The following is a 12,096-nucleotide window of genomic DNA, read 5'->3' on the forward strand; positions in this document are numbered from 1 at the left end:
CCCCTGCAAAACGCGCCCCCGCAAATGGTCGAGACCGCTCCGAGGAGGATGCCCGCCATCCATTCGCGGGCGGTATGGACCCGCAATGCAAACAGCAGCACGGCGATAGCTGGTTGGGGGTACCGCAAAGGTCAATCCCTTAACGACAGAAGCCTAAAGGGACTCAGCCCAGTAGTACAGGTTAGATTCAGCCTTTGCGGAAGCAATGTGGTCAGTAAGACTGGCCAACTAGGCAGCGATATGAAAACCCGCACATTTTCCCGGTTTTCTGTTATTTCGCAAGCATGACAAAGGGATGACGCCGGAAAGCGGTTCAGCAGGCCCTGCGGATCAGGTCACTCGTCTTCATTGACCCGATCCCGCAGCTCCTTGCCTGGCTTGAAATGCGGCACGAACTTGCCGTCCAGGCGCACCGACTGGCCGGTTTTCGGGTTGCGCCCTACGCGCGGGGCGCGGTAGTGCAGGGAGAAGCTGCCGAAGCCACGGATCTCGATGCGATCCCCTGTCGCCAGCGCCTGGGACATCTGCTCCAGCATGGTCTTGATGGCCAGCTCGACATCCTTGGAGGAGAGCTGACCCTGGTGAGTGACGATTCGTTCGATCAACTCCGACTTGGTCATGGTTTTCCCTTCTTTTTCAAGCGGCTAGAAGACTCGATGGATCGGTTTTAGCACGCTGGTCAGCTTTTGAACAGCCCAAAAAACAAGGTGTTAGCGCAATATCCGGATTGAGAGTTGATGACTCAGGCATAAGCGCCGCATCAGGCACACATTCAGCGGGCGCAGCGAGTGCCACCGTCGCCGCATGCCAGCGGACCGATGAGCGCTGCAGAAACGAAAAAGGGCGGCCCGAGGGCCGCCCTTTTCTTCGATGAATTACCTGAACTTAGTTCTGGTTTTCCATCTGAGCACGGATCAGATCACCAATGGTGGTCGGGCCGGTGCTTTCAACGTCTTGCTTGTTACGCAGTTCCTTCATCGCGTCCTTCTCGTCCTCGACGTCTTTCGACTTGATGGACAGGCTGATAACGCGGGACTTGCGGTCAACGCTGATGATCTTGGCTTCTACTTCGTCGCCTTCCTTCAGGACGTTGCGCGCGTCTTCAACGCGGTCACGGCTGATTTCGGAAGCTTTCAGAGTGGCTTCGATCTCGTTGCCCAGGTCGATGATGGCGCCCTTGGCATCCACTTCCTTCACAACGCCGCGGACGATGGTGCCCTTGTCGTTGAGGGAGACGTAGTTGCTGAACGGATCGTCTTCCAGCTGCTTGATGCCCAGGGAGATGCGCTCGCGCTCCGGGTCGACCGACAGGATGACGGTTTCCAGCTCGTCGCCCTTCTTGAAGCGACGCACGGCTTCTTCGCCGGCTTCGTTCCAGGAGATGTCGGACAGGTGAACCAGGCCGTCGATGCCGCCGTCCAGACCAATGAAGATACCGAAATCGGTGATCGACTTGATGGTGCCGGAGATCTTGTCACCCTTGTTGAACTGACCGGAGAAGTCTTCCCACGGGTTGGTCTTGCACTGCTTGATACCCAGGGAGATACGACGACGCTCTTCGTCGATGTCCAGAACCATGACTTCCACTTCGTCGCCGACGTTGACGACTTTCGACGGGTGGATGTTCTTGTTGGTCCAGTCCATTTCGGAAACGTGCACCAGACCTTCAACGCCTTCTTCCAGCTCAGCGAAGCAGCCGTAGTCGGTCAGGTTGGTGACGCGCGCCATGACGCGGGTGTTTTCCGGGTAACGGGCTTTGATGGCAACCCATGGGTCTTCGCCCAGTTGCTTCAGGCCCAGGGATACGCGGTTGCGCTCGCGGTCGTACTTCAGAACCTTGACGTCGATCTCGTCGCCAACGTTGACGATTTCGGACGGGTGCTTGATGCGCTTCCAGGCCATGTCGGTGATGTGCAGCAGACCATCTACGCCGCCCAGGTCAACGAACGCACCGTAGTCGGTGAGGTTCTTGACGATACCTTTGACCTGCTGGCCTTCCTGCAGGGATTCCAGCAGAGCTTCGCGCTCGGCGCTGTTCTCGGCTTCCAGGACACTGCGACGGGAAACGACAACGTTGTTGCGCTTCTGGTCCAGCTTGATGACCTTGAATTCCAGCTCTTTGCCTTCCAGGTGAGTGGTATCACGCACCGGACGGACGTCGACCAGGGAACCCGGCAGGAACGCGCGGATGCCGTTGACGTCAACGGTGAAGCCGCCTTTGACCTTACCGTTGATAACGCCCTTGACCACTTCTTCAGCGTTGAACGCAGCTTCCAGAACCAGCCAGGATTCAGCGCGCTTGGCTTTCTCGCGGGACAGCTTGGTTTCACCGAAGCCATCTTCAACCGCGTCCAGCGCAACGTGGACTTCGTCACCGACCTTGATGGTCAGCTCGCCTTGTTCGTTGAAGAACTGGTCGAGCGGGATGACGCCCTCGGACTTCAGGCCGGCGTGTACGGTAACCCAGTCACCGTCGATGTCGACCACGATACCGGTGATGATGGCACCCGGCTGCATGTCGAGGGATTTCAGGCTTTCTTCAAATAGTTCTGCAAAGCTTTCGCTCATGTTGATTCCTGTTGATCAAGGGCGGGGATTCGCCCAAACCACATTCCAGACCATGTGGGTTCGTTCATGTAAAAAGAGGCCTGCGGGACAAGGACTGGTCTCCCGCATGCCTCCTTGCGAGCTTTCCGACTTAGGACAGCCGGAGCTCTTACCCGGCGAGATCGCGCTCGGCGACCTCACGCAGAATTCGTTCTAGCACTTGCTCGATGGAAAGCTCGGTCGAATCCAGCAGGATTGCGTCTGCGGCAGGCTTCAGCGGTGCCACTGCGCGCTGGGTATCGCGCTCATCGCGCGCCCGAATCTCATCGAGAAGACTCGCGAGATTAACATCATCGCCCTTGGCCTTCAACTGCAGGTAGCGGCGGCGAGCACGTTCCTCGGCGCTGGCCGTAAGGAAAACCTTCAGCGGCGCCTCGGTGAACACCACCGTTCCCATGTCGCGGCCATCGGCGACCAGGCCCGGCATTTCCTGGAACGCGCGCTGACGCTGCAGCAGCGCTTCACGCACCGCCGGCAGCGAGGCGACCATGGAAGCGCCCGCCCCCACCTGCTCGTTGCGGATGGCGTCGGTGACCTCCTCGCCTTCGAGGATGATGCGCTTGTCGATGAACTGCACATCCAGATGCGCCGCCAGTTGCTTGAGCGCTTCCTCGTTGGTCAGGTCGATGCCGTGATTACCGGCGGCGAAGGCCAGCAGGCGATACAGGGCGCCGGAGTCGAGCAGGTTCCAGCCCAGCTGCTTGGCCAGCAGCGCGCAGAGCGTGCCCTTGCCCGAGCCGCTCGGCCCGTCGACGGTGATGACCGGGGCGCTCATGCCTTGCCCTCTTCTGCCACGTTGATGCCCACTTCGGCCGCCAGGGCGAGGAAGTTGGGGAAGGACGTGGCGACATTGGCACAGTCGTGAATGCGGATCGGCGCGCTGGCACGCAGCGAGGCGACGCTGAAGGACATGGCGATGCGGTGATCGCCGTGCGCCCAGACCTCACCACCACCGATGGCGCCGCCTTCGATGACGATACCGTCCGGGGTCGGCTCGGCCTTGACGCCCAGCGCGACCAGACCATCGGCCATGACCTGGATACGATCGGACTCCTTGACCCGCAGCTCTTCGGCGCCGCGCAGCACGGTGCGGCCTTCGGCGCAGGCAGCAGCCACGAACAGCACGGGGAACTCGTCGATGGCCAGCGGCACCAGATCTTCCGGGATATCGATGCCCTTGAGCCTGGCCGCGCGCACACGGATGTCCGCAACCGGCTCGCCGCCGACTTCACGCTGGTTCTCCAGGGTGATGTCGCCGCCCATCAGTTTGAGGATGTCGATCACACCGGTACGGGTCGGGTTGATGCCCACATGCTCGAGCACCAACTCGGAACCCTCGGCGATGCTGGCAGCGACCAGAAAGAAGGCCGCCGAGGAAATGTCGGCCGGCACCTCGATACGGGTCGCGCTGAGTTTGTGCCCGGACTCGACGCACGCCGTGGCACCCTCGACGCTGACGGGATAGCCGAAGCCGCGCAGCATGCGCTCGGTGTGGTCGCGAGTCGGCGCCGGCTCGGTCACCGAGGTGCTGCCAGCGGCGTACAGGCCGGCCAGCAACAGGCAGGATTTGACCTGGGCACTGGCCATCGGCATCTCGTAAGCCATGCCGGTCAGGCGCTGGCCACCCTTGATGGTCAGCGGCGGACGACCTTCCGGAGCGGTCTCGATCACCGCGCCCATTTCCCGCAGCGGCTTGGCCACGCGATTCATCGGGCGCTTGGACAGCGAGGCATCACCGGTCAGGGTGGTATCGAACGGCTGCGCGGCCAGCAGCCCCGAGAGCAGGCGCATGGAGGTACCGGAGTTACCCATGTACAGCGGGCCGGCCGGCGCCTTCAGGCCATTGAGCCCGACACCATGGATGGTCACGCGGCCATGATGCGGGCCTTCGATGACCACGCCCATGTCGCGAAACGCCTGCAGGGTAGCCAGGGCATCTTCACCCTCGAGGAAACCCTCGACCTCGGTCGTGCCTTCGGCCAGCGAACCCAGCATGATCGAACGATGCGAGATGGATTTGTCACCGGGTACGCGAATACGGCCGGCCAGCGAGCTACCGGGTTTTGCCAGGAAAATCAGATCGGTCGAGTGCATAGCGTCCACATAGGCCCTGCGGGCCAGAATTTTGCTGAAATGTTCGCGGGCCACACGGGCGCGGGTGAACACGCCCAGCAGTTGATGCCCATCCCCAGCGTCGACCGCGTCGCGCAGGGCGTCGAGGTCGTCGCGAAACGTGTCCAGCGTACGCAGCACGGCCTCGCGATTGGCGAGGAAGATATCGTGCCACATCACCGGATCACTGCCGGCGATCCGCGTGAAATCGCGGAAACCACCAGCGGCGTAACGGAAAATCTCCAGGTTCTCGCTGCGCTTGGCCAGCGAGTCGACCAGGGTGAAAGCCAGCAGATGCGGGAGATGACTGGTCGCGGCGAGCACCTGGTCATGATGCTCCACCTCCATCACCTCCACAGCCGCCCCCAGCTCGCGCCACAGGCTCTCGACCAGCGCCACGGCTGACTCATCGCTGTGCTCGCAAGGCGTGAGGATGACCTTGTGCCGGCGGAACAAGCCGGCGTTGGCAGCCTCCACACCGCTCTGCTCGGAACCGGCGATCGGGTGCCCGGGCACCAGGCGCACGTGCTTGCCGGCGAAGGCCAGGCGCGCGGCGCGCACGACATTGCCCTTGGCACTGCCGACATCGGTCAGCACCGCCGTGCCGAGATCGAGCTTCGCCAGCTCGGCGAGCAGCTTCTCCATGGCCAGGATAGGCACTGCCAGCTGGATGACATCGGCACCCTGACAGGCGGTGGCCAGGTCAGACTCGCAGCGATCGACCACCCCCAGCTGCACGGCCAGTCGCCGTGACTCGGCATCCAGGTCGACCCCCACCACTTCGCGACACAGGCCACGCTCACGCAGCCCCTTGGCGAAGGAGCCACCGATCAACCCGAGGCCCACCACCACGAGGCGGCCGATCTTAGGAGCATTCGATTGCACGGCCGTTACAGTCACGCCGAGAGCACCTTGGCCAGCGCCTCGAGGAAGCGTGCGTTCTCCCTCGGCAAACCGATGGAAACGCGCAGGAAGTTCGGCATGCGGTAGCCCGCCATCGGCCGCACGATCACCCCTTCGCGCAGCAGCGCCTGGTTGATCGCGGCGGTGTCACGCCCGAAGTCGACGGCAATGAAGTTGCCCTTGGACGGAATCCAGCCGAGCCCCAGGGCACGCAAGCCGTCTTCCAGCTGCTGCATGCCGGCGTCATTGAGACGACGGCTCTCGGCCAGGTAGTCGCTGTCGGCCAGGGCCGCGCAGGCGGCGGCCAGCGCCAGGCTGTTGACGTTGAACGGCTGCCGCACCCGGTTGAGCACGTCGGCGATGGCCGGCGAGCTGATCGCGTAGCCGACCCGCAGCGACGCCAGGCCATAAGCCTTGGAGAAGGTACGCGAGACCAGCAGATTGGGATAACGCGCCAGGTAGTCCAGACCATCCGGCAGCTCATCACCCTCGGCGTACTCGATATAGGCCTCGTCCAGCACCACCAGCACCGACTCCGGCACCTTGGCCAGGAAGGCTTCCAGCGCCTCGGGACCGAACCAGGTACCGGTCGGGTTGTTGGGGTTGGCGATGAACACGACGCGGGTGTCGTCGTCGATCGCGGCGAGCATTGCGTCCAGATCGTGACCATAGTCCCGGGCCGGCACGATCTTGCCCTGGGCACCGACAGCCTGAGTGGCGATGGGGTACACGGCGAAGGCGTAGTCGCTGAACACGGCATTGAGGCCCGGCGCCAGGTAGGCGCGAGCGACCAGCTCGAGGATGTCGTTGGAACCATTGCCCAGGGTGACCTGCGCTGCATCGACAGCATAGCGGCTGGCCAGGGCAGCCTTGAGGGTGAAACCGTTGCCATCCGGATAGCGGGTCAGCTCATCCAGTTCGGCACGAATCGCCGCCAGCACCTTGTCGCTGGGGCCCAGCGGGTTCTCGTTGCTGGCCAGCTTGACGATACCGGCCGGATCGAGCCCCAGCTCGCGAGCCAGCTCATCGACCGGCTTGCCTGGAACGTAGGGGGAAAGCTTCTGCACGCCTGGCTGGGCCAGGGTCAGGAAATCACAAGTCATAGCTGCAAGCCTCAAGCTCTAAGCCGCAAGCCAGGAGCCAGAGCGCCGCTCACTTGCAGCCTGTGGCTCGCAGCTTGTGGCTGCAGTTTAAAGTACCGCCTTCGGATAGGAACCCAGCACCTTCAGCGCCACGGCTTCCTGAGCCAGTTTTTCCAGCACGTCCTTGATCAGCGGATCGCGGTGGTGGCCGATGAAGTCGATGAAGAACACATAGGTCCACTTGCCGCTGCGCGACGGACGGGTCTCGATGCGGGTCAGATCGATGCCGTTGTTGTGGAACGGCACCAGCAGCTCGTGCAAGGCACCCGGCTTGTTGCGCATGGAGACGATGATCGACGTCTTGTCGTCGCCGGTCGGCGGCACTTCCTGGCTGCCGATGATGAGGAAGCGCGTGGAGTTGTCCGGGCGATCCTCGATCTTCTCGGCCAGCTTGGTCAGGCCATACAGGTTGGCGGCCATGTCACCGGCGATGGCCGCGCTGTTCCACTCGCTCTTCACGCGCTTGGCCGCATCGGCATTGCTGGAAACCGCCACGCGCTCGACGTTGGGGTAATGCGCATCCAGCCACTTGCGGCACTGCGCCAGCGACTGGGCATGGGAATAGATACGGGTGATCTTGTCGGTCTTGGTGGTCTCGCCCACCAGCAGGTGATGGTGAATGCGCAGCTCCACCTCACCGCAGATAACCATGTCGTGCTCGAGGAAGCTGTCCAGCGTGTGGTTGATCGCCCCTTCGGTGGAGTTCTCCACCGGCACCACGCCGAAGTTCACCGCGCCGGCGGCGACCTCGCGGAACACCTCGTCGATGGCGGCCATCGGCACGCTGACCACCGCATGGCCGAAGTGCTTCATCGCCGCTGCCTGGCTGAAGGTGCCTTCCGGGCCGAGGTAGGCGACTTTCAGCGGGTTCTCCAGGGCCAGGCAGGAGGACATGATTTCGCGGAACAGCCGCGCCATCTCCTCGTTGCCCAACGGCCCCTGGTTGCGCTCCATCACGCGCTTGAGCACCTGGGCTTCACGCTCGGGACGGTAGAAGACGGGCGACTCGCCCTCCTTCAGTTCCTTCATCTTCACCCGCGCGACTTCTTCGGCGCAGCGCGCACGGTCGCTGATCAGCTCGAGGATGCGCTCGTCGAGGTTGTCGATGCGAACCCGCAGCGCCTGCAGTTCCTGCTCGGACATGTCAGCCATGCTCCTTCTCGAACTCGACCATGTAGGCCACCAGCGCCTCGACCGCATCCAGGCCGACGGCATTGTAGATGGAGGCGCGCATGCCCCCCACCGAGCGGTGCCCCTTGAGGTTGAGCAGGCCACGCTCGTCGGCGCCGGCCAGGAACACCTTGTCCAGCTTCTCGTCGGCCAGACGGAATGGCACGTTCATCCAGGAGCGCGCATTGTGCGCAACCGGGTTGCTGTAGAAGTCGCTGTCGTCGATGGTCTTGTACAGCAGGTCTTTCTTGGCGCGGTTGATGCGCTCCATGGCCTCGACGCCGCCCTGCTCCTTCAGCCACTGGAACACCAGGCCGGAGAGGTACCAGGAATAGGTCGCCGGGGTGTTGTACATCGAGCCGTTGTCCGCCGAGACCTTGTAGTCGAGCATGGTCGGGCAGCTCGAACGAGCGCGGCCGAGCAGGTCTTCACGAACGATCACCACCACCAGGCCGCTGGGGCCGATGTTCTTCTGCGCACCGGCGTAGATCAGGCCGAACTGCGAGACATCCAGCGGACGCGAGAGGATGTCCGAGGACATGTCCGCCACCAGGGGCGTGTCGCCCACCTGCGGAATCCAGTCGAACTGCAGGCCGCCGATGGTTTCGTTGCTGCAGTAATGCACGTAGGCGGCATCTTTCGACAGCTGCCAGTCGTTCTGCCCGGGAATGGCGAAATAGTCGTGCGCCTTGGCGCTGGCGGCGACATTGATGGCGCCATAGCGACGCGCTTCTTCGATGGCCTTCTTCGACCAGATACCGGTCTCGACGTAATCCGCCACGCCGTCTTCCGGCAGCAGGTTCAGCGGGATCTCGGCGAACTGCTGGCTGGCACCGCCCTGCAGGAACAGCACCTTGTAATCACTGGGCACAGCGAGCAGATCGCGCAGGTCCTGTTCGGCCTGGCTGGCGATGGCCACGTACTCGTCGCTACGGTGACTCATCTCCATGACCGACAGGCCCTTGCCCTGCCAGTCGAGCATTTCGGCCTGGGCACGTTGCAGTACAGCGGTCGGCAGCGCGGCCGGGCCAGCGCAGAAGTTAAAAGCTCGCTTGCTCACTTCTCTTCTCTCAATTCATTTCGATGGGTTCACCCCATCCTACGACCTGAACCCGCGATCTGTGGGACGGGCCTCAGCGGCGACAGTCGCGGCTGAAGCCCCTCCCACGAGGCGCGCATTTATTCCTCGCTGCCTTCCTCGGCGTCGGCGACCGGTACCTCGGCGCCTTCTTCGGCGACCTCGACGCCCTCCTCACCGTCGAGCAGTTCGTCGTCCTCGACCGGCGTCGGCTCCTGCACACGCTCCAGACCGACCAGGGTTTCATCCTTGGCCAGCTTGATCAGCGTCACGCCCTGGGTGTTACGACCCGAGCTGGAGACTTCGTCGACGCGGGTACGCACCAGCGTGCCCTGGTCGGAGATGAGCATGATTTCCTCGCCGTCCTGCACCTGGATGGCACCGACCAGCTTGCCGTTGCGCTCGCTGGTCACCATGCCGATGACGCCCTGACCACCACGACCGCGACGCGGGAACTTGCCCAGGCCGGTGCGCTTGCCGAAGCCGCGCTCGGATGCCGTGAGGATCTGCGCACCGGACTCGGGAATGAGCATGGAGATCAGTTCCTGATCCTTGCCCAGGCGCATGCCACGCACACCGCGCGCAGTACGACCCATGGTGCGCACCTTGCTTTCGGCGAAACGCAGCACCTTGCCAGCGTCGGAGAACAGCATGACTTCCTTGGCGCCATCGGTGATCGCGGCGGCGATCAGGGTGTCACCCTCTTCCAGGCGCAGTGCGATCAGGCCGGCGCTGCGCGGACGGCTGAACTGCACCAGCGGCGTCTTCTTCACAGTACCGAAGGCGGTGGCCATGAAGATGTAGGCGCCCGTCGGCTCGGCGACCAGCTCGGGGGTTTCGCCCTCGACTTCCTCGACTTCCTCGACCTCGGCGACTTCGACGGCTTCGCCTTCGATCACCACGCCTTCTTCGTCCAGGTCCTCGTCGGCACCGGCACTCTGCTGCAGGGCCTCGAGGTCGATCTGCAGCATGGCGGTGATGCGCTCACCCTCGTCCAGCGGCAGCAGGTTGACCAGCGGGCGGCCGCGCGCAGTGCGCGACGCCTCGGGGATCTCGAACGTGCGCAGCCAGTACACCTTGCCCTTGCTGGAGAACAGCAGCAGGGTGGCATGGCTGTTGGCGACCAGCAGGTGCTCGACGTAGTCCTCGTCCTTCACCCCGGTGGCCGACTTGCCCTTGCCGCCACGGCGCTGGGCCTCGTAGGCCGCCAGCGGCTGGCTCTTGGCATAACCGCCGTGGGAGATGGTGACGACGCGCTCTTCCTCGGTGATCAGGTCGGCGATGGTCAGGTCCTGACGCGAGGCGATGATCTCGGTACGACGGGCATCGCCGAACTCGGCCTTGACCTTCTCCAGCTCCTCGCGGATGACTTCCATCAGGCGCTCGGGGCTGGTCAGGATACGGATCAGCTCACCGATCAGGGCGAGGATTTCCTGGTACTCGGCCAGCAGCTTCTCGTGCTCCAGACCGGTCAGGCGGTGCAGACGCAGCTCCAGAATGGCTTGCGCCTGTTCCGGCGACAGGTAGTACTTGCCGTCACGCAGACCGTATTGCTCGTCCAGCCCTTCCGGGCGGCAGGAGTCGGCGCCGGCGCGCTCGACCATGGCTTCCACCGCACTGGATTCCCAGGCCGTGGCAAGCAGGCGCTCCTTGGCCTCGGCTGGCGTCGGCGAGGCCTTGATCAGCTCGATCACCGGGTCGATGTTGGACAGCGCCACGGCCTGGCCTTCGAGGATGTGGCCACGCTCGCGGGCCTTGCGCAGCTCGTAGACGGTCCGGCGGGTCACCACTTCACGGCGGTGACGGACGAACACCTCGAGCATGTCCTTGAGGTTCATGGTCTTCGGCTGACCGTCGACCAGCGCCACCACGTTGATGCCGAACACGCTCTGCATCTGGGTCTGGGCGTAGAGGTTGTTCAGCACCACGTCCGGCACTTCGCCACGACGCAGCTCGATCACCACGCGCATGCCGTCCTTGTCGGACTCGTCACGCAGCTCGGTGATGCCTTCGATCTTCTTCTCCTTGACCAGCTCGGCGATCTTCTCGATCAGACGCGCCTTGTTCAGCTGGTACGGCAGCTCGGTGACCACCAGCTGCTGGCGATTGCCGGACTTGTCGATGTCCTCGACCTCGACGCGGGCACGGATGTAGATGCGCCCGCGACCGGTACGGTAGGCCTCGATGATCCCGGCACGGCCGTTGATGATGCCGGCAGTGGGGAAGTCCGGGCCCGGGATGTACTGCATCAGGTCATCGACGCTCAGCTCGGCGTTGTCGATCAGCGCCAGGCAGCCATCGATCACCTCGGTGAGGTTGTGCGGCGGGATGTTGGTGGCCATGCCCACGGCGATACCCGACGAGCCGTTGACCAGCAGGTTCGGCACCTTGGTCGGCATCACCGCCGGAATCTGCTCGGTGCCGTCGTAGTTCGGCACCCAGTCCACGGTTTCCTTGTCCAGGTCGGCCAGCAGCTCGTGGGCCAGCTTGGTCATGCGCACTTCGGTGTAACGCATGGCGGCGGCGTTGTCGCCGTCCACCGAACCGAAGTTGCCCTGACCGTCGACCAGCAGGTAACGCAGGGAGAAGTCCTGCGCCATCCGCACGATGGTGTCGTACACCGCAGTGTCGCCGTGCGGGTGGTATTTACCGATCACGTCACCGACCACACGGGCGGATTTCTTGTAGGGCTTGTTCCAGTCGTTGCCCAGTTCGCTCATGGCGTACAGCACACGACGGTGGACGGGCTTCAAGCCATCGCGCGCATCCGGCAGCGCACGCCCGACGATCACGCTCATCGCGTAGTCGAGGTAGGACTGTTTCAGCTCGTCTTCGATATTGACCGGGAGGATTTCTTTGGCCAGTTCGCCCATGAGAAGCCTGGTTCCTTTTTCTGGTGAAACTCCGCGTCATTCTTCCTGAACGCCATGGAGCACGTCGCGATAGCTTCGAGCCATCAGCGACTCACGACAAATCAACGAGTTATGTCACGATTCGATGCAGTGAAGGCGGCTGTGACCAGCCCCCCTGAAAACTGCCGGAGATTACCACAAAGCGTGCCGCACACCTACCCCGCGACAGGGA

The 12,096-nt window shown here is 63.2% G+C and carries 8 protein-coding genes; all 8 read right to left on the reverse strand.

The genetic code is table 11. From position 1 onward, the window contains the following. Positions 1 to 335: 335 nt before the first annotated feature. Positions 336 to 620, reverse strand: coding sequence for an integration host factor subunit beta (ihfB, locus tag EPK82_RS23145; protein ID WP_003243558.1), 285 nt, complete (start codon positions 618 to 620; stop codon positions 336 to 338). A 265-nt stretch (positions 621 to 885) separates the two neighbouring features. Beyond that, a complete protein-coding gene (gene rpsA / locus EPK82_RS23150) occupies positions 886 to 2,568 on the reverse strand; it encodes a 30S ribosomal protein S1 (RefSeq protein WP_012018329.1) in 1,683 nt (560 codons plus the stop codon). 148 nt (positions 2,569 to 2,716) lie between these two features. Further along, positions 2,717 to 3,382, reverse strand: a complete 666-nt coding sequence (cmk, locus tag EPK82_RS23155; protein ID WP_037054123.1) for a (d)CMP kinase — start codon at positions 3,380 to 3,382, stop codon at positions 2,717 to 2,719. Continuing rightward, positions 3,379 to 5,619 (reverse strand): bifunctional prephenate dehydrogenase/3-phosphoshikimate 1-carboxyvinyltransferase, encoded by a 2,241-nt coding sequence (locus EPK82_RS23160; protein WP_134678180.1) that lies wholly within the window; start codon positions 5,617 to 5,619, stop codon positions 3,379 to 3,381. The genes cmk and EPK82_RS23160 overlap by 4 nt, the downstream gene beginning before the upstream one ends. Further along, a complete protein-coding gene (hisC, locus tag EPK82_RS23165; RefSeq protein WP_134678181.1) occupies positions 5,616 to 6,725 on the reverse strand; it encodes a histidinol-phosphate transaminase in 1,110 nt (369 codons plus the stop codon). The genes EPK82_RS23160 and hisC overlap by 4 nt, the downstream gene beginning before the upstream one ends. An 87-nt stretch (positions 6,726 to 6,812) precedes the next feature. After that, positions 6,813 to 7,907, reverse strand: coding sequence for a prephenate dehydratase (pheA, locus tag EPK82_RS23170; protein WP_037054127.1), 1,095 nt, complete (start codon positions 7,905 to 7,907; stop codon positions 6,813 to 6,815). A gap of 1 nt (position 7,908) precedes the next feature. Further along, entirely contained in the window at positions 7,909 to 8,994 is a 1,086-nt protein-coding gene (gene serC, locus EPK82_RS23175) for a 3-phosphoserine/phosphohydroxythreonine transaminase (protein WP_037054129.1), read from the reverse strand. 119 nt (positions 8,995 to 9,113) lie between these two features. After that, the gene (gyrA, locus tag EPK82_RS23180) at positions 9,114 to 11,885 is read right to left on the reverse strand and encodes a DNA gyrase subunit A (protein ID WP_134678182.1); all 2,772 of its coding nucleotides are present in this window, start codon (positions 11,883 to 11,885) and stop codon (positions 9,114 to 9,116) included. Positions 11,886 to 12,096: the final 211 nt, after the last annotated feature.

The organism is Ectopseudomonas khazarica (genome assembly GCF_004521985.1).
Lineage (GTDB): Bacteria > Pseudomonadota > Gammaproteobacteria > Pseudomonadales > Pseudomonadaceae > Aquipseudomonas > Aquipseudomonas khazarica.